24 protein-coding genes are annotated in these 26,392 nt (G+C 69.8%); 9 read left to right on the forward strand and 15 right to left on the reverse strand.

Annotated features, from left to right (window positions below; genetic code table 11):
* Positions 1–15: 15 nt before the first annotated feature.
* On the reverse strand, positions 16–1,425 hold the full coding sequence (locus WJ35_RS21410) for a sensor histidine kinase (RefSeq protein WP_069239944.1): 1,410 nt from the start codon (positions 1,423–1,425) through the stop codon (positions 16–18).
* A complete protein-coding gene (locus WJ35_RS21415; protein ID WP_060235672.1) occupies positions 1,412–2,077 on the reverse strand; it encodes a response regulator transcription factor in 666 nt (221 codons plus the stop codon). The genes WJ35_RS21410 and WJ35_RS21415 overlap by 14 nt, the downstream gene beginning before the upstream one ends.
* Before the next feature lie 169 nt (positions 2,078–2,246).
* On the opposite strand from WJ35_RS21415, the gene WJ35_RS21420 reads away from it, so the two are divergent.
* Positions 2,247–3,263, forward strand: a complete 1,017-nt coding sequence (locus WJ35_RS21420; RefSeq protein ID WP_060235527.1) for an ABC transporter substrate-binding protein — start codon at positions 2,247–2,249, stop codon at positions 3,261–3,263.
* 45 nt (positions 3,264–3,308) lie between these two features.
* On the forward strand, positions 3,309–4,619 hold the full coding sequence (locus WJ35_RS21425) for an MFS transporter (protein ID WP_069239945.1): 1,311 nt from the start codon (positions 3,309–3,311) through the stop codon (positions 4,617–4,619).
* A gap of 37 nt (positions 4,620–4,656) precedes the next feature.
* Here WJ35_RS21425 and WJ35_RS21430 read toward each other — a convergent pair whose 3' ends face one another.
* Both WJ35_RS21430 and WJ35_RS21435 read right to left on the reverse strand, forming a co-directional pair.
* Positions 4,657–6,456: a sensor histidine kinase gene (locus WJ35_RS21430; RefSeq protein WP_069239946.1), complete on the reverse strand. Its 1,800-nt coding sequence runs from the start codon at positions 6,454–6,456 to the stop codon at positions 4,657–4,659.
* Positions 6,453–7,100, reverse strand: coding sequence for a response regulator transcription factor (locus WJ35_RS21435; protein ID WP_069239947.1), 648 nt, complete (start codon positions 7,098–7,100; stop codon positions 6,453–6,455). Before WJ35_RS21435 ends, WJ35_RS21430 begins: the two co-directional genes overlap by 4 nt.
* Before the next feature lie 290 nt (positions 7,101–7,390).
* Between WJ35_RS21435 and WJ35_RS21440 the strand changes: the two genes are divergently transcribed.
* From WJ35_RS21440 to WJ35_RS21450, 3 genes are all read left to right on the forward strand, one after another.
* Complete coding sequence (locus WJ35_RS21440) at positions 7,391–7,843, forward strand: hypothetical protein (RefSeq protein ID WP_069240593.1); 453 nt, start codon at positions 7,391–7,393, stop codon at positions 7,841–7,843.
* A 96-nt stretch (positions 7,844–7,939) separates the two neighbouring features.
* Positions 7,940–9,958: an LssY C-terminal domain-containing protein gene (locus tag WJ35_RS21445; protein ID WP_069239948.1), complete on the forward strand. Its 2,019-nt coding sequence runs from the start codon at positions 7,940–7,942 to the stop codon at positions 9,956–9,958.
* Positions 9,959–10,002: 44 nt separating this feature from the next.
* Entirely contained in the window at positions 10,003–10,512 is a 510-nt protein-coding gene (locus WJ35_RS21450) for a GNAT family N-acetyltransferase (RefSeq protein ID WP_069239949.1), read from the forward strand.
* A gap of 7 nt (positions 10,513–10,519) precedes the next feature.
* Here WJ35_RS21450 and WJ35_RS21455 read toward each other — a convergent pair whose 3' ends face one another.
* Together WJ35_RS21455 and WJ35_RS32555 are read right to left on the reverse strand one after the other, a co-directional pair.
* Positions 10,520–11,473, reverse strand: coding sequence for a leucyl aminopeptidase (locus tag WJ35_RS21455; protein ID WP_069239950.1), 954 nt, complete (start codon positions 11,471–11,473; stop codon positions 10,520–10,522).
* A gap of 58 nt (positions 11,474–11,531) precedes the next feature.
* Positions 11,532–11,654, reverse strand: coding sequence for a hypothetical protein (locus WJ35_RS32555; RefSeq protein ID WP_042587152.1), 123 nt, complete (start codon positions 11,652–11,654; stop codon positions 11,532–11,534).
* 513 nt (positions 11,655–12,167) lie between these two features.
* Here WJ35_RS32555 and WJ35_RS21460 point away from each other — a divergent pair.
* Positions 12,168–13,415 (forward strand): YbfB/YjiJ family MFS transporter, encoded by a 1,248-nt coding sequence (locus WJ35_RS21460; RefSeq protein WP_069239951.1) that lies wholly within the window; start codon positions 12,168–12,170, stop codon positions 13,413–13,415.
* An 82-nt stretch (positions 13,416–13,497) separates the two neighbouring features.
* Here WJ35_RS21460 and WJ35_RS21465 read toward each other — a convergent pair whose 3' ends face one another.
* The 7 genes from WJ35_RS21465 to WJ35_RS21495 are packed head-to-tail and all read right to left on the reverse strand — an operon-like array spanning position 13,498 to position 20,316.
* Positions 13,498–14,544 (reverse strand): ABC transporter substrate-binding protein, encoded by a 1,047-nt coding sequence (locus WJ35_RS21465; RefSeq protein WP_011881405.1) that lies wholly within the window; start codon positions 14,542–14,544, stop codon positions 13,498–13,500.
* Complete coding sequence (locus tag WJ35_RS21470) at positions 14,541–15,692, reverse strand: NAD(P)/FAD-dependent oxidoreductase (protein ID WP_059896129.1); 1,152 nt, start codon at positions 15,690–15,692, stop codon at positions 14,541–14,543. The genes WJ35_RS21465 and WJ35_RS21470 overlap by 4 nt, the downstream gene beginning before the upstream one ends.
* Positions 15,685–17,112: an FAD-dependent oxidoreductase gene (locus WJ35_RS21475; protein ID WP_069239952.1), complete on the reverse strand. Its 1,428-nt coding sequence runs from the start codon at positions 17,110–17,112 to the stop codon at positions 15,685–15,687. Before WJ35_RS21475 ends, WJ35_RS21470 begins: the two co-directional genes overlap by 8 nt.
* Positions 17,109–17,459: a (2Fe-2S)-binding protein gene (locus WJ35_RS21480; RefSeq protein WP_011881408.1), complete on the reverse strand. Its 351-nt coding sequence runs from the start codon at positions 17,457–17,459 to the stop codon at positions 17,109–17,111. The genes WJ35_RS21475 and WJ35_RS21480 overlap by 4 nt, the downstream gene beginning before the upstream one ends.
* The gene (locus WJ35_RS21485; protein WP_011881409.1) at positions 17,459–18,253 is read right to left on the reverse strand and encodes an ABC transporter permease; all 795 of its coding nucleotides are present in this window, start codon (positions 18,251–18,253) and stop codon (positions 17,459–17,461) included. The genes WJ35_RS21480 and WJ35_RS21485 overlap by 1 nt, the downstream gene beginning before the upstream one ends.
* Complete coding sequence (locus WJ35_RS21490; RefSeq protein ID WP_059889744.1) at positions 18,250–19,233, reverse strand: ABC transporter permease; 984 nt, start codon at positions 19,231–19,233, stop codon at positions 18,250–18,252. Before WJ35_RS21490 ends, WJ35_RS21485 begins: the two co-directional genes overlap by 4 nt.
* The gene (locus WJ35_RS21495) at positions 19,234–20,316 is read right to left on the reverse strand and encodes an ABC transporter ATP-binding protein (RefSeq protein ID WP_034194912.1); all 1,083 of its coding nucleotides are present in this window, start codon (positions 20,314–20,316) and stop codon (positions 19,234–19,236) included. It abuts the gene before it with no gap.
* 294 nt (positions 20,317–20,610) lie between these two features.
* On the opposite strand from WJ35_RS21495, the gene WJ35_RS21500 reads away from it, so the two are divergent.
* A complete protein-coding gene (locus tag WJ35_RS21500; protein ID WP_011881412.1) occupies positions 20,611–21,486 on the forward strand; it encodes an IclR family transcriptional regulator in 876 nt (291 codons plus the stop codon).
* 105 nt (positions 21,487–21,591) lie between these two features.
* Here WJ35_RS21500 and WJ35_RS21505 read toward each other — a convergent pair whose 3' ends face one another.
* Positions 21,592–23,154, reverse strand: coding sequence for a methyl-accepting chemotaxis protein (locus WJ35_RS21505; RefSeq protein ID WP_059567524.1), 1,563 nt, complete (start codon positions 23,152–23,154; stop codon positions 21,592–21,594).
* Between the two features lie 508 nt (positions 23,155–23,662).
* Here WJ35_RS21505 and WJ35_RS21510 point away from each other — a divergent pair.
* A complete protein-coding gene (locus tag WJ35_RS21510) occupies positions 23,663–24,676 on the forward strand; it encodes a sel1 repeat family protein (protein ID WP_221417822.1) in 1,014 nt (337 codons plus the stop codon).
* Positions 24,677–24,721: 45 nt separating this feature from the next.
* A complete protein-coding gene (locus tag WJ35_RS21515) occupies positions 24,722–25,009 on the forward strand; it encodes a PAAR domain-containing protein (RefSeq protein ID WP_011881415.1) in 288 nt (95 codons plus the stop codon).
* Positions 25,010–25,108: 99 nt separating this feature from the next.
* On the opposite strand, the gene WJ35_RS21520 is transcribed toward WJ35_RS21515, so the two are convergent.
* A complete protein-coding gene (locus tag WJ35_RS21520; protein WP_059735651.1) occupies positions 25,109–26,365 on the reverse strand; it encodes a cyanate transporter in 1,257 nt (418 codons plus the stop codon).
* Between the last annotated feature and the right edge of the window lie 27 nt (positions 26,366–26,392).

Below are 26,392 nucleotides of genomic sequence, written 5' to 3' on the forward strand. Positions count from 1 at the left end.
CAGTATGCTGCGTGCTCACGCTCCCCGCCCACTCCCCACCGCCCGTGGAAACGTCAACACCACCGCGAACCCGCCCTCTGGCGGAAACGCGAAGCCGACGCTTCCGCCATGCGCTTTCATCACTTCCTGCACGATTGCGAGCCCGAGCCCCGACCCGGTGCGGCGCTCGCTGCCGTCCGGCGCGATTCGCACGAACGGCTGCAATGCCGCGTCCCACTGCTCGCGGGGAATGCCGCGGCCGTTGTCGGCGACGGTCAGCGTCACCGCGTCGCCGGCAGTTGCGACCGACACCGCGATGTCGTCCGCGTGGCCGTGCAGCAACGCGTTGTGCAGCACGTTCGACAGCGCCTCCTGCAGGCTGATCGCGTCGCCGTCGATCCACGTGTGCGGCGCGTCGCTGTCGAACGCGACCGCCACGTCACGTTCGTCGGCGAGCGGGATCGTGCGCCCGAGCACTTCCTTCGCAATCCCGACCAGTTCGACCGGCTGCAGTGGAACGACTTCGGTGCGATGGATCACCATCGCGTGATTCAGCAGTTGCCCGGTGAGCCGGCCGACGTCCGCGCAGGTCGCGCGCAGCGCGTCGAGCCGCGCCGCGTGGCGCGCCGGGTCGGCTTCGCTGCCGAGCAGCTCGATCTGCGCATCGAGCCGCGCGAGCGGCGTGCGCATCTGGTGCGCGGCGTCGGCGATGAAGCGCTGCATCACCGCGATCCGCTCCGCGAGACGGCGCATCAGCCCGTTGATCGCGCCGATGATCGCGTCGATCTCGCTCGGCGTGTCGACGGCTACCGGCCGAAGATCGGCGGGATCGCGCGCGGCGATGATCGTCTCGATCTGCGCGAGCGGCCGCAGCCCGCGCCGGATCGCGAGGCCGCTCGCGCCGATCGCGAGCACGCTCATCAGCAGGATCAGCGTCCACACCTTGAAGCTCATGTCGTTCGTCAGCTGCCGGCGCGCGTTCGTCGTCTGCGCGACGGTGACGAGCGCCCAGCCGGGCGTGCGCTCCTCGGGCATGTAGCGCGCGATGGTCGCCATCCGGATGCGCTGGCGCTGGTAGGCGCCGTTCGCGAACGCGGGGCCCTGCCGCGCGGCGGCGAGGGTCGCGGGGCTCGCGAGATCGTTGTAGCCGGCCACGACGACGCCGCGCGAATCGACGACCTTGTAGTAGACGAGGTCGTAGCGCGACAGCGTCGACAGCGCGGCGACCGGCGGATTCAGCGCGAGCACGCCGCCCTGCACGTAGAGGTTCTCCGCGACCTGGATCGCGGCGCCGGCGAGCAGCTGGTCGTACGCGCGCTCGGCGGCGACGCCCGCGTAGTAGCGCGCGATCGCGGCCAGCGCGAGCGCGCCCGACGCGACGACGAGCGCGACGAACAGCAGCGTGCGCCCGAACAGCGTCTTCGGAAACCAGTCAATGCGCGGCAATCTGATACCCCATCCCGCGCGCGGTGCGGATCTCGACCGAGCTGCCGTGCAGCTTCCGGCGCACGCGCGTCACGTATTGCTCGACCGCGTTCGCGCTCGGCTCGTTGCCGAAGCTGAACAGCTGGTTCAGCAATTCTTCCTTCGAAAAGATCCGCTGCGGCCGGCTCGCGAGAATCTCGAGCAGCGCGAACTCCTGGCGCGACAGCGACAGCGGCCGGCCGTCGAGTTCGGCGAGGCGGCTGCTGCGATCGATCGTGAGGCCGCCGAGCGTCAGCACGTCGTTCGCGTGGCCGCTGTTGCGGCGCAGGAGCGCCTGCACGCGCGCGTCCAGTTCGCGGTAGTCGAACGGCTTCACGAGATAGTCGTCCGCGCCGAGCCCGAGGCCGCTCACGCGGTCGTCGATCGCGGAGCGCGCGGTGACGAGCAGCACCGGCGTCGTGCTGCCCGATGCGCGCAGGTGGCGCAGGATCGCGAAGCCGTCCATCGAAGGCAGCATCACGTCGAGCACGACGAGATCGAAGCGCTCGATGCGCAGCAGGCTGTTCGCCGTCGCGCCGTCGGTCTCGAGATCCACCGCGTGGCCGAGCCGCGTCAGGCGGCTGCGGATCGCCGCACCGATTTCCGCGTCGTCTTCTGCGACGAGAATGCGCATGTTGCCGTCCTGCCGATTCACTGGGTTACGGGTTTTCCCGGGGAGGGGATGTCAGCATTTTCTCAGACTCGCTCGATAACCTGTGCGCAGCCGGGAATTGCAGAGACGGCATTAATACCAGAGGAGACGGCACCATGCAGCAGGCAACGAGCGAAGCGGGAGCGCGCGCATGACGCCGTCGCCGCGCCGCCGCGCGATCGTCGCCGCCGGGCTCGGCGCGGCGCTCGCGCCGTCGCTCGTGCTGCCGAAGCCGCGCACGGTGCGGATCTCGAAAGGCTACGGCGTGCTGTACCTGCCGCTGCTCGTGATGGAGAAGCAGCGGCTGTTCGAGCGGCACGCGGCGCGGCACGGCGTGCGCGACGTCAGCGTCGACTGGGTGCTGCTCGACGGCGGCAACTCGGTCAACGACGCGATGATGGCCGGCACGCTCGACTTCGCGGGCGCCGGCGCGCCGGGCTTCATCGAGCTGTGGGCGCGGGCGCGCGGGATTCCGAACGTCGAGGTGATCGGCGTCGGCGGGCTGTCGACGACGTCGCTGTCGCTGAACGCGAACCGGCCCGGGCTCGCGTCGCTGCGCGACTTCACGCCGTCCGACCGGATCGCGGTGCCGGGCATCCGTACATCGCTGTCGGCGGTCGTGCTGCAGATGGTCGCGGGCAAGCTGCTGGGCCGGCAGCATTTCGCGCAGCTCGATTCGATCACCGTGAACCTGCCGCACCCGCAGGCGATGCAGGCGCTGATCCGGCACGAGAGCGGCGTCACCGCGCACTTCACGTCGCCGCCGTTCTCGACGCTCGAACTCCGGCAGCCGGGCATCCACCGCGTCGTCGGCTCGATCGACGTGCTCGGCCCGCTGACGCTCGACGTCGTGTTCGCGCCGAAGCGGCTCGTCGACGCGGAGCCTGCGCTCGCCGCCGCATTCCTCGGCGCGCTCGACGACGCGAACCGGCTGATCGCGCAGGACCCGCGCGCGGCGGCGGCGATCTATGCGTCGGCGTCGGGCGTCGGCGTGTCGCACGACGACGTGATGCAGATGCTCGCCGCGCCCGAGACGCGCTTCTCGGTGCGGCCGAACCAGTTGATGGACTACGTCGATTTTCTCTACATGGCCGGCACGATCAAGGCGAAGCCGCGCACGTGGCAGGAGATGTTCGTGCCGATGCTCGACGGCTTCCGGCCGTCGTAGGCGCAACCTCACATACTCACAACCGACACCCCGGAGGAGCAAGCAGTGACCGCTACCGAAACCCTGAACCCCGCGTCCGCCGATGAGCGGCACGTCATGTCGAAGATGGCGCGGCGCCTGCTGCCCATCCTCGTCGTGATGTTCCTGATCGCGTTCATCGACCGGCAGAACGTCGGCTTCGCGAAACTGCAGATGGTGCACAGCCTCGGGATGACGGAGGCCGCGTTCGGCCTCGCGTCGTCGCTGTTCTTCATCGGCTACCTGCTGTTCGAGGTGCCGAGCACGCTCGCGCTGCATCGCTACGGCGCGCGGGTGTGGCTCGCGCGCATCATGCTGACGTGGGGGCTGATCACGGTGGCGATGGGCTTCACGACGTCGATGCCGGTGTTCTGCGGGCTGCGCTTCGCGCTCGGCATCGCCGAGGCGGGCTTCTATCCGGGCGTCATCTACTACCTGACGCTGTGGTTCCCGCAAAGCTATCGCGCGAAGGTGCTCGGCATCTTCACGCTCGGCAGCGCGCTCGCGAACATGCTCGGCTCGCTGGTCGGCGGCTGGCTGCTGAGCCTGAACGGCGTGTGGGGGCTCGCGGGCTGGCAGTGGGTGTTCGTCGCGACGGGCATCCCGGCGGTGGCGGTCGCGATCGTCGTGTTCCGCGTGCTGCCCGCGTCGTATCGCGACGCGCGCTTCCTCGACGAGCGCGAGAAGCAGGTCGTCGCCGCCGCGCTCGAACGCGAGCAGCCTGCGCAGGCCGAGCACGCGCAGCCGTGGAAGGCGCTGCTCGATCCGCGCGTGATGCTGTTCGCGGCGACCTACATGCTGATGTCGACGTCGCTGTACGGCGTCACGTACTGGCTGCCGACGCTCGTGAAGTCGTTCGGCGTATCGAGCGGCATGAACGGTTTCCTCAGCATGCTGCCGTGGGCGCTCGCGGTGCTGCTGCTGCTCTGGCTGCCCGCGAAGCTGCGCCGCGCGAAGAGCATCCTGCGCACGATCGCGATCGTCGCGGCGCTCGGCGCGCTCGGCTTCCTGCTGAGCCTCGTGCTGCCGTCGACGCCGCTGCGCTTCGTCGCGCTCGTGCTCGGCGGCGCGTGCATTCCGCTGCTGTATCCGTGCTTCTGGTCGATGCCGCCGCGCTACTTCACCGGCGCGCGCGCGGCGGCGAGCGTCGCGGCGATCAACTCGATCGGCAACCTCGGCGGCTTCTTCAGCCAGAACCTGATGCCGTTCGCCGGCAAGGTCACCGGCACCGCGTTCGGGCCGATGATCGTGCCGATCGTGTGTCTCGCGTTGCTCGGCGTCGGCGCGGTCGTCGCGTGGACGCGCTCGGAGCGCACGATGGTCGCCGCGCAGGCGTGATGCGCCACGCCGCGCGCGCCGGCGTGCTCCTCGCCGGTCATTCCTGTGTGCGCGCGGCGTGGCGTGCGTCGTACGCGATCGCGACATGCGCGGCCGCCACCGGAACCTCCACCTCGACCGTCGTTCCTTCGCCGAGCGTCGTGTCGATCCGCAACGTTCCGCCGACCAGGTACGCCCGCTCGCGCAACCCGACGAGCCCGAACGAGCCGGGCTTGCGCGGATCGCCGGGATCGAAGCCGGCGCCGTCGTCGCGGATCGTCAGCACGAGCGTTTCGTCGCGATATGCGAGCGCCACGCTCGCGCTCGACGCCGCCGCATGGCGCGCGACGTTCGCCAGCGCTTCCTGCGCGATGCGGAACACGGCCGTCGCATACGGCTCGTCGAGCTGCAATTCGCCGGGCTCGACGCGCAGCGTGCAAGCGACCCCATGACGGCGCTGGAAATCTTCGACGAGCCACTGCATCGCCGCGGCGAAGCCGAGATCGTCGAGCATCAGCGGCCGGAGATCCGACGCGATGCGCCGCGTCGCGGCCACCGCGCCGCGCGCGAGCCCGTGCATCGCCGCGATCTTGCGCGCGAGCTGCGCGTCGTCCTGCGGCACGTGGTCGATCAGCCATTCGAGATCGTTCTTCAGCGTCGCGAGCGTCTGCGCGAGTTCGTCGTGCAGCTCGCGCGCGATGCGGCGCTGCTCCGCTTCGCGCGCGCTCGCGCTGATCGCCGAGATCTCCCGCAGCTCCTCGCGCGACGCCTGCAAGGCCCGCTCCGCGCGCACGCGTTCCTCGACCTCGCGCCGCAGGTCGCGGTTCGACGCGCTCAGCTGCGCGGTGCGCGCGGCGACGCGCTGCTCGAGGCGTTCGTTCGCGTCGTTCAGCTCCGCGGTCTTCTGCAGCACGAGCTGATGCTCGTGCCGTTCGCCGGCGAGCGCGCGCGCCGTGCGTGCATGCAGCCGGCCGTTCTCGAACAGCAGCGCGAACAGCACGAGGCTCGATGCGACGAGCCCGTAGGTGCGCCCCGCATAGAAGCCGAGATCGAAGCGCCCGTGATTCAGCATCGCCGACATGGCGATATCGAACAGCCACGCGACCGTGACGATCATCACCCACAGGTCGAGTACCGAATGGCGGCGCCGGCGCCGCCACAGCAGCACGAGCGCCGCGAGGTTCAACCCCCAGACGACCGCGATCGCGTTCGTCATCGTCGCGGTCATCCGGTTGCCGTCCATGATGCGCGGCAGCAAATCGTGGCCGGCGGTCGCGAGCAACGCGAGCGCGGCGGTCGCGCCGGCGGTCAGCGCGATGCACAGCAGCACGGGAACCGCCGCGCGGCGCCGCTGCAGCGATGGGCTGCGCGTACGCGAGGCCGCGCGCAGCAGCGCGTATACGCCGAGCGCCAACGGAAAGCCGCCGTGCCAGAAGATGTACAGCCACGCGGTCGTCTGTTCGCCCGCGTGCAGCAGGCCGGTCGGCGCGAACAGGCCTGGGAAGGTCAGCATGTGCACGCCGGCCATGAGGCCCGTGAACAGGTAGCCGGCCGCGAGCGCCAGCAGCGCCCGCTCGCGCAGGATCGCGTATTGGCCGAGCAGCAGGCCGGCCGTCACCATGTCGTTGACGAGGATCGCCGTCTGGTAGACCGGGATGAAGCCCCACTCCTGCGCGAGCGGCATCTTCGCGAACGGCGCCAGCGCGACGAAGATCGCCGCCGATACGATCACGGTCGCGAGCGCGAGCCGGCGCTCGCGCCGCTCCGGCCGCAGCGACGACATGAACATGTGCGACGGCTGTGGCGCGTCGTCGTCGGCGGCGGCGGCCGGCTCGCGCATGCGGAACGCGGCCATCATGCGTCGCCCACGCCGAGATCGAGCTCGTGGCGCACCGCATAGCGGATCAGCGCCGCGTCGTGCGGCAGGTCCATTTTCTCGAGAATGCGCATCTTGTAGGTGCTGACCGTCTTCGCGCTGAGGGCGAGCGCGCTCGCGATCTGCGTGACGGTCTGTCCCGCGACGATGCGGCGCATCACGTCGAATTCGCGCGCCGACAGCCGTTCGTGCGGCGGCGTCTCGACCGGCGCGTGCAGGGTCCGGGCAAGGCTCTCCGCCGCCGACGGGCTCACGTAGACGCCGCCGGACGCCACCTTGCCGACCGCCGCGACCAGCTCGGCGGTTGCGCTGTCCTTCGTCAGGTAGCCGGTCGCGCCGGCCTTGAACGCGCGCGCCGCGTACTGCTCCTCCGCGTGCATCGTGAGCACGAGCGTGCGCAGCGTCGGCGTGTGGGTCTTGAGCAGCTTGAGGAGCTCGATGCCGGTCGGCGCGGGCATCGACAGGTCGAGCAGCAGCACGTCGGCCGCGCCGCGCTCGGCCAGCGCGAGCGTGGTCGGGCCGTCGCAGGCTTCGCCGATGATTTCGAAACCGCCGGCCGTCTCGAGTATGTGACGCAGCCCGTCTCGCATGACTGCGTGGTCGTCGGCCAGTATCACCTTGATCATGGAGCGGTTCTCTCCCGGATGGCGCCGCGTGGCCGCGGCTGTTCGTCCAACAATATATTCCGCCGCAGCGGCAAACGGTGTGCCCGATGTATCTTTTTGAGACACTTGAGCGGGGAATGCATATTGCAGCGAAACGATCGCCGCGTACAGGTGCAGGCGGCAGCGCCAGACGGGGCGGGCGTTTCCGCGTGGTCGTCGGCCGCCGGTCGATGCCGCGGACCGCGGGCCGGCCTGTTTAAGAGATAAACTGGTGAGCGATTGGAATGCGTCCCGCCGAAGGAATCCCGACGATGGTCGATCTCGTCCACATCCTGCCGTCCGTGCTGCCCGACGCCGTCGCGTGGGCCGGTGCGCAGGCCGCGCAGGGGCTTGCGCACGGCGCGCCTCTGACGCGCGCGCAGCACGCCGATGCGCACTCGGTCGGCGTCGCGCAGCCGGAGCGGATCCGCGTCGTGATCGCGGATCGGCTGCCGTTTCCCGATACGCCGACGCTGGGCGCGATCGCCCACGACTCCGGGCTGCTCGCGCCGGAGACGATCGGCCTGACGCTCGGCCACGCGGTGTTCGTGCTGCAGGGGCACGATACGCGCCGGCTCCTCACCCACGAATTCCGCCATGTGCACCAGTACGAAGCCGCCGGGTCGATCGGCGCGTTTCTCGCGCGCTATCTGCGCGAGATCGCGACGGTCGGCTACGACGCCGCGCCGCTCGAGGCGGATGCGCGGCGGCACGAGATCGGCTGACGCTGCCCACGGGCGCGCACGCGCATCGACGAAGCCGCGCGCCGCCGCGATGCGCCCGCTGCCGGCGCGGCGCACAGTGATGCCCGGCGGCCCGCGATGAGCGACGCGATCCACGGCTGGCTGGCCGCGATCGGCGCGCATCCGCTGCTCGTGCTGGCGGTGGTGTTCGTCGTCGCCTGTGCCGAATCGATCGCGCTGATCGGCACGGTGGTGCCGGCCGGCGCGGTGATGTTCGCGGCGGGTACGCTGATCGGCGCGGGCGCGCTCGACGGCTGGATCACGATCGGCGTCGCGGTCGCCGGCGCGGCCGTCGGCGACGGGATCAGCTACGAGGTCGGCCGCCGCTATCGCGGCGCGATTCGCAACGGCTGGGTGCGCTTCGGCTACGCGAACGCCTATGCGCGCGGCGAGCAGTTCGTGCTGCGCCACGGCATGAAAAGCATCGTGCTCGCGCGCTTCCTCGCGCCGGTGCGCGCGGTCGTGCCGGTCGTGGTCGGCTGCGCGTCCCTGCCTCGCCGGTCGTTCTATCCGACGAACGTCGCGTCGGCGCTCGTGTGGGCGCCCGTGCATGTGGCGCCGGGCATCGCGTTCGGCGCGTCGGCCGCGCTGGCCGAGGCGGTCAGCACGCGGGTCGCCGCGATCCTGCTGGTCGTTGCCGCGCTGGTCGCGGCCGTGTGGTTCGGCGTGCGGGTCGCGCTGCGGCGCGGCGTGCCGTTGTTGCGCCGCATAGCCGCCGCGGGCATGCACGCGTGCGCGCGGCGCTGGCCGCGCTTCGGCACGCGGCTGCACGCGGCGATCGAAGCGCTTCGGCGGCTGCCCGGCGCCGTGCCGGTGCTCGCGCTCCTGTTCGTCGGCAGCGTCTGGCTGTTCGCCGGCGTCGTGCAGGACGTCGTCGCGAACGATCCGCTGATGCGCGCCGACACCGCGCTGTACGCGTTCCTGCAGAACCTGCGCACGCCGCCCGTCGACGCGGCGATGCGCGCGGTCACGGTGCTGAACGGCCGCGACGTCGGCCTGATCGTCGCGGCGGCGTTCCTGGTCTGGCTGATGATCCACCGCTGCTGGCTGACGGCCGCGTGGTGGATCGCGGCGGTCGGCGTCGCGGTCGTGCTCGTGCCGCCGTTCGGCGCCGGCGCGCTCGGCACGACGCCCGCGAGCCTGCCGCCCGGCACGTTGCACGTGCCGCTGCCGGACGCCGACGCGGCGTTCGCGATCCTCGCGAGCAGCGGCATCGGCTGGCTGCTCGCGCGCGACCGGCCCGCGCTGTGGCGCGTGCCGGTCGTCACGGCCGTCGTGCTGTGGATCGTGCTCGGCGGCTTCGCGCGGCTGTATCTCGGCAATGCGTGGCTGTCCGGGCTGCTCGGCGGCTGGAGCCTCGGGCTCGCGTGGTTCGCGGTGCTGGCCGCCACCTATGCGTACTGGCGGGTGCGCGAGCACGTGCAGCCGCGCGGCGCGCTGGTCGCGCTGGTGGTCGTCACGGCGACGGCCGGCGTGTGGACCGTGCCCGCGCAGTGGGCGCTCGATCGCGCGGCGCGTCCGCATGTGGGCGACGTCGTCGCAATGACGGTCGACCAGTGGATGGACGGCGGCTGGCAGTCCGTGCCGGCGCGGCGCACCGAAATCAGCGGCGATCGCGAGGAATTCCTGCCGCTGCAGTGGTGCGCGTCGTCCGACACGCTCGACCGGCATCTCGCGCAGGCGGGCTGGCGGCGCGCGACGCCGTGGTCCGGGCAGACCGCGCTGCGCTGGCTGCTGCCGCAGACGCCGGCCGACGGGCTGCCGGTGCTGCCGCGCTATTCGCAGGGCGTGGACACGCGGCGCGTGTTCGTGCGCGTCGAGCCCGGACAGCCGAACCGCCGGCTCGTGCTGCGGCTGTGGCGCTATCCGTACGTGCTGCAGGATGCGCAGGGCACGCGGGCGCTGTGGTATGGCGCGCTGTATCGCGAAACGCTGCATCGGCCCGCGCGGCTGATGACGATCGTGCGCACGACGACGGTCGACGATGCGGCCGCGATTGCGCAGGCACTCGACGTCGAGCCGAGGCTCGAACGCCCGCCGGCGGACATGCACGCGGCGCCGGCGACGGTGGTGCTCGTGTGGATGGTGCAGCCTTGATGCGCGCGCCACTCCGCTCCCATCTTTCAACCGCAAGGACCCCAATGATCACGATTCGTCCGATGACCGAAGAGGATTTTGCGCTGTTCTGGCCGACCTACCGCGCAGTGGTCGCTGCGCAGGAAACCTACGCATTCGATCCCGCGCAGACCGAGGACGCCGCGCGCGCGCTGTGGCTCGACGCGCCGCTGTGCGCCTGGGTCGCGGAAGAGGACGGCGTGCTGCTCGGCTCGTACTATCTGAAGGCAAATGCGGCGGGGCCCGGCAGCCACGTCTGCAACTGCGGCTACATGGTGAGCGAAGCGGCGCGCGGCCGCGGCGTCGCGCGCCGGATGTGCGAACACTCGCAGCAGGTCGCGCGCGAACGCGGCTTTCTCGCGATGCAGTTCAATTCGGTGGTGTCGACCAATGCAGCCGCGGTGGCGCTGTGGCAGAAGCTCGGGTTCGAGATCGTCGGCCGCCTGCCGCACGCGTATCGCCACGCGCGGCTCGGGCTGGTCGACAGCCTCGTGATGTACAAGTGGCTCGGCGACGCTGCCGCCGCCGAAGCCTGACGCGCGCTCAGACGGCGAAGGCGCCGTCGAACACGATCCGGTCGTCGAACGCCAGCTTGCCCTTCGCGAAGATCAGGTCGAGATGGTGGCTGCCTTGCGCGCCGCCGCCGAGGCCGAGATGCAGGCCCGGATGCCGCTCCTCGAAACCGGCGTTGCGGCCGTACAGGCCCTTGATGCCGAGATTCGTGCCGATGCCGAATTCCTCGACCCGCCGGTGATTCTCGTGCCGGTCCAGGTAGGACGCGAAATCGCGCCGGAAGCCCGCATCGTCGCTGTCGAAACCGTCGATCAGGCTGTCGCGCACGTGCAGCGTCGCGAGCCGCTCGGCCACGCGGTATTTGATCGCGAACGGCACGGTGCCGAGGAAGGTGCCGCTGAACACGATCGAGCCGCGCAGGTCGGTCACGTGCGTCGCGATCTCGCCGGGCACGACGTCGAGGTTGCCCATCCCGTCCACGCTGGTCCATTTCTGGTCCGGCGCGAGCGAGCCCGTCAGCCGGTTGCCGGCCTCGTCGACGAAATGGATCTGCGACGCGCGCGAGGCGGCCTCGATCAGCCGTTCGTTGCGCGCCGCGATGTCGTCGAGCGATTCCGCGAACGCTTCGTCGAGATGCGGGCCGTAGTCCTTGAACAGCACCGACTTGCTCCAGTGCTCGACGATCGCCGGCCGGATCGCCGCGAGGAACGGCGGGCCGCTCGGCGACGGCGTCGGCAGCGTGGACGAGTCGTACAGCAGCACGAACAGGTCGGCGCGGCTGATTGCCGCGACGATCTCGGCGGGCGCGGTGGTTTCGAGGCAGAGGGTCGTCGCGTCGAGCGACGCGGGCAGCGTGGAAAACGCGCGCAACGCGATGTCGCGATTGCGCGCGTCGTAGGCGACCAGCAGCTTGCCCTGGTCTGCGCGCGCGAGCTTGTCGCGCAGCGCGGGATGAAAGCCGAGCGCGCGGTGCAGGTTCAGCATGCGTGTCTCCGGAAGCGGCGGAAGGGACGGCGCCCTTCCGCCTGGTCGAATGGCGCGCTTACAGCGGCCAGAGCGCGGTGCCGAACGGCACCACGGCATCCGCGACCATCATGTCGACGGCTTCCGGATGCGTGTCTTCCTGCATCCACTCGAGCAAGTCGATTTGCTGATTTTCCTGCATGTCAGTTCTCCTGTGGTGAACAGCGATTCAACATGAAAGCACGGTAAGGGTATTACCGCCGCCCACCCGGTATTTCCTGAATGCCGGGCGAGTGGCGTCGATATTAGTCTGAGGATTTATCGAATGCAATGCATTGCTGCGTTTTTAGTCGTTCGCTGATAAACACGCGGAATTCGCGCCTGTCGGCGTGATCCGGGGCCGGATGAAGCCGAATCGATTCAAACGCGCGCGGCGATTTTTTTTGGAATATCGGCGATGGGAGCAATTCAGCGGGGAATTGTATTTTTTATAATTTCAATCGGCGTATAGCGGCTTCTTTTTTTGCATTCGGTCATGCGCAACATGCGCACGCACGACCGGCCGCGCTCGCGCGCCGGCGGTTGCCGATGCCGCACCGGGCACGCGCGGCGCCGCCGGTTTTCTGGCACCATCTGACGGCTTCCTCACGCGCGGCCACGGCCGCGCGCACGGCCGGTCAGGCTGGACGATTCGAACCATCATGGAGACACCGCGATGCGCGCAGCGCCGCCACCGCAGCATGCCGCCCGCGCACGGGCGGGCGCCGGCACGGCCGAAGCCGACCGGATGGCCGCATGGCGGCTCGCGGTCCGGCTGTCGCTCGGCAGCGCGATCGCGCTGGGGCTCGCGCGCTTTTCGTATGCACTGCTGTTGCCGCCGATGAAGGCCGATCTCGGCTGGTCGTTCGCCGAGGCCGGCGCGCTCAATACGGCCAACGCGGCCGGCTATCTGCTCGGCGCGCTCGTCTTCCCGTTGCTGTCGCGGCGCTGGCGCGCGGGCACACTGCTCACCGCCGGCTGCGTGCTCACCGTATCGCTGATGGCCGCTTGCGGGCTGCTGTCGGGCGCCGACGCGCTGCTCGCCGCGCGCGTCGCGACGGGCATCGGCAGCGCGCTGATCTTCATCAGCGGCGGCGTGCTGGCCGCGCGGCTCGCGTCCGCGTCGCCACGCGACGCGGGGCTGCTGCTCGGCCTGTACTACGGCGGCACCGGCTGGGGGATCGTCGCGTCGTCGCTGCTGGTGCCCGCGACGCTCGTGCATCGCGCGCACGGCTGGCAACCGGCCTGGTTCGCGCTCGCAGTCGCGTGCGTGCTGTTCTCGGCGGCGGCCGTGTCGGCCGCGCGCCGCATCGAGCACGCGCACGCGGCAGCCGCCGTGCGGCGCGACGCCGCCGCGCCGGCCGCGATCGCCGGCCCCGCGCGCTTCGCGTTCGCGCTCGCGGGCTACGGGCTGTTCGGCGTCGGCTACATCGGCTACATGACGTTCATCGTCGCGCTGCTGCGCGGCGCCGGGATGAGCGGGACGGTGGTGGCCGCGTTCTACGTGATGCTCGGCGTCGCGACCGTCGTGTCGGCACGGCTATGGTCGACGCTGCTCGACCGGATGCGCGGCGGCCAGGCGCTCGCGGTGCTCAATGCGTTGCTCGGCGTGGCGACGCTGATGCCCGCGCTGTTCGTTCATCCGGCAGCCGCGTTCGCGTCGGGCGTGTTGTTCGGCGCGACGTTCCTGTCGGCGGTCGCGTCGACGACCGCGTTCGTGCGTCACAACCTGCCGCCGCAAGGCTGGGCGAAAGGCATCAGCGCGTTCACGACGGTCTTCGCGTTCGGACAGATCGCCGGGCCGGTCGCGATCGGCTGGGTGTCGGACAGCGCGGGGCTCGCGCGCGGGCTCGTCTATTCGGCGCTGACGCTGTTCGCGGGGGCTGGGCTGGCGGCGGCGCAGCGGGCGTTGCCGCGCCGCTGATCGCCGGCGCGCGGCCGGCGCGCACCGCGTCCGCGGAGGATGGCCGCGGCGCCGGCGATGGCGCACCCCCAACCCTCGACACTCACCGCTCGATCTGCCGATTCCAGCGCGTATCCCACTGCGTGCGATGCGCGTTGATCGCGGTCCAGTCGACCACCGTCACCTTGTGCAGCAGATCGTCGACGTTGCCGAGGCTCTGCTGCATCGCGGCGGGCATCTTCGCGAGCCGGTTGGTCGGGATCTGCCTGCCGGCCTCGGCCGCCTTCGTCTGCGCGGGGGCCGACAGCAGGAACTGCGCGAGCTTCTGCGCGAGTTGCGGGTCCGGGTTGTTCGCCACCACGCACAGGTCGACCAGCAGCAGCACCGGCCCTTCCTTCGGGTTCGCGTAGGCGACCGGAATGCCCTTGTCCTGGAGATCGCCGACACCGGTCGGCGTCAGCGGGAACAGGCCGGCTTCGCCGGTCTGCACCATCTCGGAGATCTTCGCCGAGTTCGGAATGTACTCGACGACGTTCGGGCCGACCGTGCTCGCCCACTTGCTGAAGCCCGGCTCGACGTTCTGCTCGCTGCCGCCGAGCAGCCGGTTGATCGCGAGGAAGCCGTGCAGCCCGAAGGTGCTGCTCGATGCGGACTGGAACACGACCTTGCCCTTGTATTTCGGATCGGCGAAATCGAGCCACGACGTCGGCGGCGCCCAGCCCTTTTCCGCGAACAGTTTCCGGTTGTACGCGATGCCCGTCATGCCGAGCTGCACGCCCGCGCCGACGTCGTCCTTCATCCGCGCGAACGGATACAGCTCCTTGAGCACCGGCGAATCGTCGAGCTTCTGGCACACGCCGAGGCTCACCGCGCGCGCCATCACGCCGTCGTCGAGGAACGCGACGTGGATCTGCGGCTTGTTGCGATTCGCAAGCAGCTTCGCGAGCACGTCCGACGACGTGCCGGGCACGACGACGACCTTCACGTTGTTCGCCTTCTCGAACTCGGGCAGCACCTGGCTCGTATAGGCCTTCTCCATCGGGCCGCCGTTCATGCCGACGTAGATCGTCCTGGTTTGCGCGGACGCGGGCGCGACGGCGCACGCGATGCAGAGGGCGGCCGCCGCCGCGATCGTTGCGGGCAGTTTCATCGTTGGGTCTCCTGTTGACGGATAGGGGCGCTCGGCGCGGCTTCGCGGAAGAAGCGGCCGATCGAGAATGCACTGAGCGGCGTGGCGGTTTCGCCGGCCGTGACGAGGTCGGCGAGCACTTCGCCGACGCCCGGCGCGAGCAGGAAGCCCCCGCCGGAAAAGCCGAACGCATGCAGCAGCTTCGGTGTCGTACGGCTCGCGCCGATGACGGGGTTGTGGTCCGGCGTGCAGCCTTCGACGCCGCTCCACGTGCGGATCAGCAGCGCGTCGCGCAGCGCGGGCAGCAGCGCGCACGCGTCGCGCATCACCGCGCGCGTCGTGTCGACCGACGGCTGGCCGAACTCGCCGTCGCCGCGGCCGCGTCCGCCGCCGATCACGCAGTTGCCGCGCGCGACCTGCCGCGCGTATACGCCGCCGCCGTACACGCCGAGGTTGTGCGTGATGAACGGCGGCAGCGGTTCGGTCACCCACATGTTCGGGTAGATCGGCTCCATCGGCACCGCCTCGCCGAAGCGTTCGGCGATCGTGTTCGCCCACGCGCCGGCCGAGTTGATCAGCCACGTCGCGACGCATGTGCGCGCGCCCGCATGGATATGAAACTGCGTGCCGTCGTGTCGCACGTCGTCGACGGGCGCGTGTTCGAACACGTCGGCGCCGGCCGCGCGCGCCGCGCGCGCGAACGCGGGCGACACGATGCGCGGGTTCGCGTGCCCGTCGGTCGCGCACAGCGAGCCGCCGAGCGCCGCGCTGCCGAGCCAGGAGTAGCGGCGGCGGAACGCCGCGCCGCGCATCACTTGCAGCGGCAGCCCGTGCTCGCCGGCGAGCGTCGCGTATGCATCGAGCGCGTCGAGATCGGCGTCGCTGCGCGCGAGCCGCAAGTGGCCGGACACGACGAACTCGCCGTCGCTGCCGATCAGCTCGGGCAGCCGATCCCAGATGCGCCGCGCGCGCAGCGCGAGCGGCAGCTGTTCGGCCGGGCGGCCCTGGCAGCGCACGCCGCCGTAGTTGACGCCGCTCGCCTGCGCGCCGCAATCGCGGCGCTCGAACAGCGCGACGCGCAGCCCGCGCCGCGTCAGCGCGAGCGCCGCCGACGCGCCCACCAGCCCCCCGCCGACGATCGCGACATCGTAACGGCTGCGCTCATTCATCGCGCGCCTCGTCGGGAATCGTCGCGACGTCGTCGCTTGCGAGCGCGGCCGCGATCGGAAACGGCTTCACCGGCGGTTGCGCGCGCAACCGTCCGACCTCCGCCAGCGGGCGGCCGGTTTCGGCGGCGAGCACGCGCGCGGCCGCGTCCGCGCACATGCGGCCCTGGCAGCGGCCCATCCCGGCACGCGTCAGCGCCTTCAGCCGGTTCAGTTCGGTTGCTGCGCCGTCGCGAACACAGCGGCGCAGCGTGCCCGCATCGATCTCCTCGCAGCGGCACACGATCGTGTCGTCGGGGCAGCGTGCGGCGAGCTCGGGCGGCGGCGCGAACGCCGCCTCGAGGCCCGCGCGGAACGCACCGAGCCGCGCCAGCGTGCGCTCGAGCGCGGCCGCGCCGGGCTTGCCGGAGGGCGAGCCCGGCGCGAAGCCGGCATCGTCGAGCAGTGCGAGCGCCGCGCGCCGGCCCGATGCTTCGGCCGCGTCGGCGCCCGCGATGCCCGCGCCGTCGCCGGCGACGTAGACGCCGCGCATCGACGTGCGGCCGGCCGCGTCGCGCTCCGGCAGCCACGTGCCGCTCAGCGGATCGAAGCGGAACCGGCATCCGGCGAGATCGGCGAGCTGCGTTTCGGGGCGAAGCCCGAAGCCGAGGCCGAGCGCATCGCAGTCGAGCATGTGCGCGTCGCCGTCGGCCGCGCGCCACGCGAGCCCGCGCACGTGCTGGTCGCCGAGCACGCGCTCGAGCGTCACGCCGGTTTCCACCGCAACGCCGTGCGCGCGCAGCCAGCCGATGTAATACAGCCCCTTCGCGAAGGTCGTCGGCATCCGCAACAGCGCGGCGGCGGCGGCCGTCTGCTGACGCAGCGGGCTCGTATCGAGCACGGCCGCGACCTGCGCGCCGGCTTTCGCATATTGATAGGCGACCAGATACAGCAACGGCCCGGTGCCGGCGAACACGACGCGGCGGCCGATCGCGCAGCCCTGCGCCTTCAGCGCGACCTGCGCGCCGCCGAGCGTGTAGACGCCCGCGAGCGTCCATCCGGGCACCGGCAGCATGCGGTCGGTCGCGCCGCTCGCAACGATCAGGCGCGAAAACGGCACCGTCACTTCGCGGCCGTCCTGCAGCGTGTCGATACGGCCCGTGCCGCACGCCCACGCGAGCGTGTTCGGCCGGTAGTCGACGTGCGGCAGCAGCGCGGCCATGGTGCGGTGCACGGCGTCGGCCTTCGCGGCGTCGAAGCCGTACAGCGTGCGCTTGCCGCGCGTGAACGCGTGCCCGGCCGGCGGCTGCCGATAGATCTGCCCGCCCCAACGTGCGTTCTCGTCGATCACGACGGGGCGCAGCCCCGCGTCGACCAGCGCCTCGGCCGCGCGCACGCCCGCCGGCCCCGCGCCGACGATCACCGGCTGCAGCGCGGCCGTCACGACGCGGCTCCGGTCGCGGCCGGCTGCACGGCTGTCGTCACGAGGCGCATGCCTTCGGCGATCGGCGTGGAGCACGCGCGCAGCCGTGCGCCGGCTTCGGTGCGCACCCAGCAGTCCTGGCATGCGCCGATCAGGCAGAAGCCCGCGCGCGGCTGGCCGCTGAATTCGCTCACGCGCACGCGACGCTGCGCGACGAGGATGGCGGTGAGCACGGTGTCGCCGGCGAGCGCCTGCGCGGCGCGGCCGTCGAGCGTGAACCCGACCGCCGTGCGTCCGTGTTCGGCGACGCGCACGAACTGCGCGCCGTCGTCGGCGATATCGGTGGAGCGGGAAGCGGAAGTCGTCATCAATGTTGGCCGATCAGGATGCGGTTCAGGCCGTACACGCGATCGAGCAGCAGCATCGCGCCGGCGGTGATGAAAATGACGAGCGCCGACACCGACGCCATCATCGGGTCGATCGATTCGGTCGCGTACATGTACATGCGCACCGGCAGCGTGACCGTCTGCGGCGACGTGACGAAGATCGACATCGTCAGCTCGTCGAAGCTGTTGATGAAAGCGAGCAGCCAGCCGCCGGTGATGCCCGGCACGATCATCGGCAGCGTGATGCGGCGGAAGATCGTCCACGGGTCGGCGCCGAGCGAGCACGCGGCCTGTTCGATGCTGCGGTCGAGCCCCGCGACGGACGCGAGCACGAGCCGCATCACGAACGGCGTGATGACGATCGTGTGCGCGAGCACGAGCCACGCGAACGAGCCGGTCGCGCCGATCAGCGCGAACAGGCGCAGCAGCGCGATGCCGAGCACGAGGCCGGGAATCACCAGCGGCGACAGCAGCAGGCCGTTCACGAACGCGCGGCCGGGGAACGTCGCGCGCCCGATCGCGAGGCCGGCCGGCAGGCCGAGCGCGAGCGACAGCGTCGCCGACGCGAACGCGAGCTTCACGCTGTTGGCGAACGCCGTGATGAAGTCCGGATAGTCGAGGATCGCGCGGAACCAGCGCAGCGACAGTCCGTGCGTCGGCAGCGTCAGCGTTTCGTCGGGCGTGAACGCGACCAGCACGACGATCGCGAGCGGCGCGAGCACGAACAGGATCACGAGCGTGTGGAACGCCAGCGCGACAGGGCCGTTGTTTCTCATCGGGAAGCGCCTCCGAGGCTGCGCGCGTAGCGGCGTTCGAGCACGCGGTAGTAGGTGAGCATCACGACGAGATTCGCGACCAGCAGCAGCACGGCGATGGTCGCGCCGAGCGGCCAGTTCAGCGAGCCGAGGAATTCGTCGTAGACGGCGGTGGCAGCAACCTTCAGCCGGCGTCCGCCGAGCAGGCCGGGAATCGCGAACGCGCTCGCCGACAGCCCGAACACCATCAGGCTGCCCGACAGCACGCCGGGCATCAGCTGCGGCACCACGATGCGCCGCAGCGTCGTGAACGGCGATGCGCCGAGCGACAGCGCCGCGTGCTCGGTTTGCGGATCGAGCCGTTGCAGGGCCGTCCACACGGGAATCACCATGAACGGCAGCATCACGTGGACGAGCGCGATCACGATCGCGAACGTCGTGTACTCGAGCTTGTACGGGCCGAGCCCGACGAGCGCGAGCGCCTGGTTCGCGAGGCCGCCCGTGTTGAGCAGCATGCTCCAGCCGAATGCGCGCACGACCACCGAGACGAGCAGCGGCGCGAGGATGACGAGCAGGAACAGCGAACGCCACGGGTCGCGCATCTTCGACAGCACGTACGCTTCCGGCGTGCCGATCGCGACGCAGATCGCGGTGGTCAGCGCGGCGATGCCGAAGGTGCGCGCGAAGATCGCATGGAAGTACGACGAGCCGAGCACCTCCGCGTAGTGACCGAACTGGAACGCGGCGCTCGGGCCGGTGGCCGGATCGAAGCGGTAGAACGTGAGCGCGAAGGTCATCGCGAGCGGCGCGAGCACGAGCGCCGCGAACAGCGCGAACGCCGGCGCGCACATCAGCCACAGCGGCGCATGGGCGCGCCACGTCGCGCGCGGCGGACGCGGGGCGGCCGCGCGTGCCGGCGGCGTAGCGGCGCTCGTATTGGTGCTCGTGCTCGTGCCGCGTTGCGCGGGATCGGCAGGCAGCGGGCGGGCAGGCTGTGCCATTCATGCCTCCCCGCGCATCACGCGCACCGCGTCGCTGTGCCAGTCGACGCCGACCGGCGCGCCTTCCTCGAGTGGCTCCGCGCCTTCGTTCTGGCAGCACACGAGCACTTCGCCGAGTGCGCTGTCCACGCGGTACAGCCACTGGCTGCCGAGGAAGAAGCGGCTCGTGACGGTCGCGGCGAAGCGGCCCGCGCCCGGCGCGCACAGCCGCAGCTTCTCGGGGCGGATGCATACCGACACGGCGTCGCCGACGCGCACGTCGCGCTCGTGCATCGGCAGATGCGCGGTGCGGCCCGTCTCGGCGAGATCGTGGCCGAGGTCGATGCGAATCGCATCGCCGTCGTGCGCGACGACCGTGCCGGGCAACAGGTTCGCCTTGCCGATGAACTGCGACACGAAGCGGTTCTCCGGGCGTTCGTACGCGCGGTACGGCGTGTCGGTCTGCGTGATGCGGCCGGCTTCCATCACGACCACGCGGTCGCTGATCGACAGCGCCTCGGACTGATCGTGCGTGACCATGATCGTCGTCGTGCCGATCTTGCGCTGGATCGCGCGCAGTTCGAACTGCATGTCCTCGCGCAGCTTCGCGTCGAGGTTCGACATCGGCTCGTCGAGCAGCAGCACCGGCGGCTCGATCACCACCGCGCGCGCGATCGCGACGCGCTGCCGCTGCCCGCCGGACAGCTCGCGCGGAAAACGCTGCGCGAGCGCATCGAGTCGCACCAGCGACAGCGCCGCGCGGATGCGCTCCGCGCGCTCGGCCTTGTCGACGCCGCGCATGTCGAGGCCGAAGCCCACGTTCTGCTCGACGCTCATGTGCGGAAACAGCGCATAGCTCTGGAACACGATGCCGAGGCCGCGGCGATTCGGCTTCATGTGCGTGATGTCCTGCCCGTCGAGCGCGATGCGCCCGCGCGTCACGTCGACGAAACCGGCGATCATCTGCAGCGTCGTGGTTTTGCCGCAGCCCGACGGCCCGAGCAGCGACACGAACTCGCCTTGCTCGACCGACAGGTTGACGTCCGCGACGGCGGTGAGCTCGCCGTACGTTTTCGTCAGATCCGTAAGCGTGAGAAACGACATGGGAGGCTCCGGTTCGCACACCGGAGCGCCGGTGCGTCATTGACGCGGACTCTAGCCAGCCATATTTCGGCGCGTCAATTTCGAATTCTGCTCAACGAGAGGAATTTCGGAAAAATTCCGGTGAACGGAATGAATCGACGAAGCGGGTGCGATTCGTTCCGTTGGATGAAGGGCGGCCGTGCCGCGAAAAACGCACGTCAATCCCGTGCACACCCGGATGCCCGCGGTTTTTCGGCGGGACCACAATGGCGGCTCACCCTGTTCCATTCAATGAAATCATCGAGGAGCGCCGGTATGCAGGAACCCGATTCGCGCGGAACGTCGGCGGAAGCGCCCGTGCGGCAGCCGGACGACGCCAGCGGCGCAGCGGGCGTCGGCATGCTGCAGCGTGCGTTCGCGATCCTGCGCGCGCTGGCGGGCATGCAGCAGGACGGCGTGCGCGTCACGCACCTCGCGAAGGCCGTCGGCCTCACGCAAGGCACCGCGCATCGCATCCTGCAGTCGCTGATCGCCGAGCGCATGGTCGAGCAGGACGAACAATCGAAGCTGTATCGGTTGAGCGTCGACTTCTTCGCGCTCGCCGCGCTGGCCGGCAATCCGAGCAGCATGCGCACGCTGTGCCGGCCCGCGTTGCTGCGGCTGTGCGCGAGCCTCGGCGAGACGATCTTCCTGCTCGTGAAGAGCGGCTTCGACGCGGTGTGTCTGGACTTGTGCGAAGGGCCATTTCCGATCCGGTCGTTTACCGGCGACATCGGCGGGCGCATCGCACTCGGCGTCGGGCAGGGCAGCCTCGCGATCCTCGCGTTCCTGCCGGAAGCCGAGCGCGAGGAGGTGATCCGCTTCAACGTGCCGCGTATCCGCGGCTACGGCGTGCTCGACGAGGTGTATCTGCGCACCGAGATCGAGCGCGTGCGCGAGCTCGGCTACGCGGGTCGCAACAGCGGCGTGCTCGACGGCATGGCCGGCGTCGCGGTGCCCATCCTCGATCGCACCGGCTATCCGGTCGGCGCGCTGAGCGTCGGCACGCTGGCGTCGCGGCTCGGCGACGACCGGATGCCGATGGTCGTCGAACTGCTCAGGCGCCAGGCCGACGCGATCGGCCCGCGCACGAATCCGTTCGATGCCGCGCTGCGGCGGCCGATGCACGGGCTGTCGGGGAACGGCGGCTAGAGGCGGTGCGCGGCGGCGCTGCGGCGCGGCCGGTTCCGCGGTTGGGCGTCGCCTGTCGGTCACGGCTCACCGCTCGCGCGCCATCAGCGTGCCATCAGCGTGCCATCAGGCCGTCGCCGCGCCGTGCAGACGAAACTGCGCGACGGCATCGCTCAGCCGCGCGCCCTGATCGTCGAGCGACAGCGCGGCCGCCGCCGCTTCTTCGACGAGCGCGGCGTTGCGCTGCATCGTCTGTTCCATCTGGATCACGGCCGCGTTCACCTGCTCGATGCCGGCGGTCTGCTCGTCGAACGCGGTGCTGGTTTCGCTCATGATCGCGTTGACGCGCTCGACCGCGGTGACGAGTTCGGACATCGCCGAACCGGCGAGCGCGACGAGCGCGCTGCCGTCCTCGACACGCTGCGCGGAGTTGCCGATCAGTTCGCGGATTTCCTTCGCTGCCGACGCGCAGCGCTGCGCGAGCCCGCGTACCTCGGTCGCGACGACCGCGAAGCCGCGTCCCTGTTCGCCTGCCCGCGCGGCTTCGACGGCGGCGTTCAGCGCGAGGATGTTGGTCTGGAACGCGATGCTTTCGATCACGCCCACGATGCCGGAGATCCGCGCGGAGCTGGTGGAGATCGCCGACATCGTTTCGACGACGCGCCGCATCGCATCGCCGCCCCGCGCCGCGATGCCGGCCGCGCCCTGCGCGTAGGTGCGGGCATCGCGTGCGTTGTCCGCGTTCTGGCGCACCGTCGCGGTCAGTTGCTCCACGCTTGCGGCGGCTTGTTGCAGCGAGACGGCCTGCTGTTCGGTGCGCGTGGACAGATCGACGTTGCCGCTCGCGATCGTGCGCACGTCGCCGACGATCGTCTCGGTGCTCGTGCGTACCTGGGTCACGGTGTCGACGAGGCCGGCCTGCATGCGCTTCAACGCCTTCAGCAGATAGGCCATTTCGTTTTCGCCGCGGATCGCGACCGCGCCGGTCAGATCGCCTTTGGAGATCCGGTCGAACTGATCGACGGCCAGATGGATCGGCTCGATGATCGCCTTCGCCAGCACGCGCTGCGCGACGAAGCCGACCAGCAGCGCGAACGCGGCGACGCTCGCCATCGCCCATACGATCCGGTGAAAGCGCGCGCCGGCTGCGTCGTAGCGCGCCTTCTGGCGCGTGACCTGGAACGATTCGAGCGCGTCGATCGCCTGCTGATAGGCGGTGAACAGCCCGGGCGGCGCGGTGCGGTGCGTTTCGAGGAAGTCGAAGGCGTTGTCGTGGTCGAGCTGCGACATCGCCTTGAGGAACACCTGATCGAGCAGCGTGCGGCGACGTGATTGCAGCGTGTCGAACAGCGCCTGCTCGTCGGCGTCGCGGGCGTGCAGTCGCGTGTACGCGTCGAGCTCGTCGTTGCTTTGCTGGAGCAGCGTATGGAGCTGCGCGATTTCGGCGTTGGCCGGCTGGCCGGCGCTGATGATCTGCGCGACGTCGCTCACGCGTTCGCGCAGCACGAGCATCCGCTCGGAGCTGGTTTTCAGATGCAGCAGCGACGCGGTGTCGTCACGGTACATCGCCTCGAGCGAATGGTTGCCCGCGTAGAGCGCGGCGATGCAGGCGCCGACCACCAGCAGGAGCAGCACGGTGTAGCCGGCGATGGTCGCGACGAGGCCGCCGCGGATGGTGAGTTTGCGCATGACGTTCCCTTGCCGGCGGCCGAACGGCGGCCGACGGGCGATGTGGATGGCGGATCACGAACGACGACGGGCGCCGCGTCGAAGCTCGGGGCGCCGGGGTTACGAACGCGTTAACGGCGGGCGGGGCGCGGAGGTTTTATCCGTATGCGACGTGGATATGGATGGATGCGACAGGTGGGGCGCCTGCGTTCGGTTGAGGGTGGGGCGGGGTTGTTGGTATGGCCGATCGTGCTGCGGGCTGGAAAGTCGTTCGAATCTCGGCAGGCGATTCCGCTGAATCGGACGGAGGTGAATCGCTTCGTGGCAGTGAGTGAATTCAGCACGTGGGCGTGGAACGACGATGGATGGATTTGATTGAGATGCGCCAGGCGGCGCGTTGGCGATGCCGCATTCGCGGCGGCGGTGGTAGGTGTGAAATAGATGCGACAAAATGGTGGCCCAACAGCCATACGCGTCGCTCGTGGCCTTCATGCGAGCTTCGAACACGATCGCCCGTTCCGACTGATTCATGAATCGATACGCCATCATCATTGGGCTTTCCTTGGTTGCCTGCGCCTGCTCGAAAAAGGAACCGCCGGGGACCGCTTTGCCCGACATGAGCGCCGTGCGCACGAATCTCGCTTTCAGCTGCACGCATCAGGCGGATCACCTGCCGCCGCTTGATCCGCAGGCAGAGGGCCTGTTTCTCTACGCGCGCTTTTTGGAGAAGCAGGACGGCACGAAAGATTTCAACGAGGTGGCGCGCTATTACCGGATCGCGGCGGCACATGGACACTACAAGGCCAATCAGAATCTCCAGTCGCTGATTTCCGACGGTTTGGCCGGTTCACCCGATGCACCGAAGGAAACGGTGGAGCTTGCCGTGCGACTGATCCAACAAGGCATCCCATCGGGCTACTACGACATCGGCCACTATCTCGAAACGGGGTACGGACTGGGGCAGGATGCCGAGACGGCACTGCGGTATTTCCGAAAGGCGGCCGATCTTGGAAACCCGGAGGCGCAGGCGTATGTGGCGCAATTACTGGCGCCGCTTGATAAGGCTCCGGAGATTGCCAGACAGATGCGCCAGTGTGCTACGGACCAGGGATCTGGTGAGGCCGCAAGCGCGTTGGGTATCGATTTGAGCGGCGATAAGCTGTATCCGGACGCGGTAAAGGCCTTTCAAAAAGGAGTGGAGGCGGGCAGTATTCAGTCAGCTTCCTTTCTGGGTAACGGCTTCAAGGCCCCGCCGCAAACCGACGGTTTATATTATCTCGCGCTGACCAATGATTCAGAGCGCTCGCGGAGATACCGCGCGATTCTGGAATTCCTGCGCTCGAACGACGGCCGCAACCCCAAACTCCCCGACATCGACAAAATCGTGCCCCTTCCGCCCGCAAAGCTCCCCCGGTGGGACGGCACATTCGAATGGCAGAAGGAGCAGGACGCCGCCGCCTCGCCACCGAAGCCGTCGGAAGCGACGGTCGATGCGATGGCGAAGGCCTACAATCTGGATCCGAAAACCGGTTTCCCGCTGTAAGAGAAAACCGGCAAGACATTGAATACCTGAACGAGGCAACGACAAATGACGCGATACATGATCCTCGACGGCGATCACACGACCGTGGCCGGAACCGTCCGCGCAACGGCAACGCCGTTCGAGCTTGGCGGCAGACACATCGCTCATGAAGGCGACGACGTGATCTGTCCCGCGTGCAAAACCGTCGGCAAGATTCAATGTGTCGGCCCGCGACAGCCGATGACGGGGCCGGACGGGCGGCCTGTGGCATTGAGCGATGACCTTTGTATCTGCAAGTGCGCCCCGCCGCCGAAGCTCGTCCCGTCTCAGCAAGTGATGTCGGTCGATGCGTGACGGTACGCAAGGCCGCCAATCGCATGGTGGTCGATACGTTCACGTCGCCACCCATGCGCGCCGCAGCGGCTCACGCGCCATATCGTCAAACTTGCCCGCTCAGCACGCCGCGCCGGTAATGCGCACCATGCTGCGCCGATAACCGGCGGGCGCGAACGCGGCGTTCAACGCGGCCATCGCCGCGACCACGCCGGCATGCGCCCACCACGCGATCGCGAAGCCGCCGCCCGCGTCGCGCAGCCAGCCGATCAGCCACGGGCTCGCGGCCACGATCAGGAACCCGACACCCTGCACGAACGCGGCAAGCGCACCGGCGAGTCGTGCGTCGGGAAGATGGTCGAGCGTGACGATCAGGCTCATCGAGAAGAAACCGCCGAGCCCGATGCCGACGCTGGCGACCCACAGCCATGGCGCAAGCGCGGGCATTGCCGCGAACCCGGCGAAGCCGGTCGCCTGCAACGCCAGCGTCGCCCACAGCACCGCACGCCGATCGTGCGCCCGTTTCGCGAGCAGCGGCATCGCCAGCGCGCCGGCCGCCTGGAACAGCGCCATCCATGCAAGCAGGTTGCCGCTCGCCTGCGCGCTCATGCCAGCGCTGCGATAGAACGCCGGCAGCCACGCGACGACGCTCGCATAGCCGCTGTTGCAGAGACCGAAGAACAGCGCCAGCTGCCATGCGCGCGGCACCCGCGCGAACGCGGCGACCGACGCCGGCACCGTGGCCGCGTGCGCTGCATGCACTGCATGCGCTCCGTGCGCTGCGTCACGCGGCGCATGCGTTCGCCACAACGTGAGCGTGACGAGCGCGGGTACGGCCCAGACGGCCAGCGACAGACGCCAGCCGCCGTGCGCGGCGAGCCACGGGCTCGTCATCGCGCCGAACGCCCCGCCGCCGACGAGCGCGGCCGAATAGACGCCCATCGCGAGCGGCAGCCGATCGACGAACCAGCGCTTCGCGAGGCCCGGCGTGAGCGCCTGGATCACCGCGACTCCGGCGCCAGCGACGATCGCGGTGACCACCAGCCCGCTGCCGCTGCCCGCCCACAACCGCGCGGTGCAGCCGGCGGCGATCAGCACCAGCGCGACCGTCAGCGCGCGTCGTTCGCCGACGCGCCGCGCGAGCCCCACGCCGCCCCCGGCGACGATGCCCATCAGCACGAACGGCAGGGTGGTCAGCAGCGCAGCCGCGCGAAAGCCGAGGCCGGTGTCGCTGCGCACGAAGTCGAGGACGGGGCCGAATGCAGTGAGGAACGGACGCAGGTTGATGCCGGCCAGCACCAGCAGCGCGAGCGCGCCATACGACATTGAAGCGGCGCGCGGACGGCAGGCGGCTTGCGCGGTGCAGCGGTCGGTCATCGAATTGCTCCAGGACGGGGCCTGCGG

Origin of the sequence: Burkholderia ubonensis (assembly GCF_001718695.1) — a bacterium.
Taxonomy (GTDB): domain Bacteria; phylum Pseudomonadota; class Gammaproteobacteria; order Burkholderiales; family Burkholderiaceae; genus Burkholderia; species Burkholderia ubonensis_B.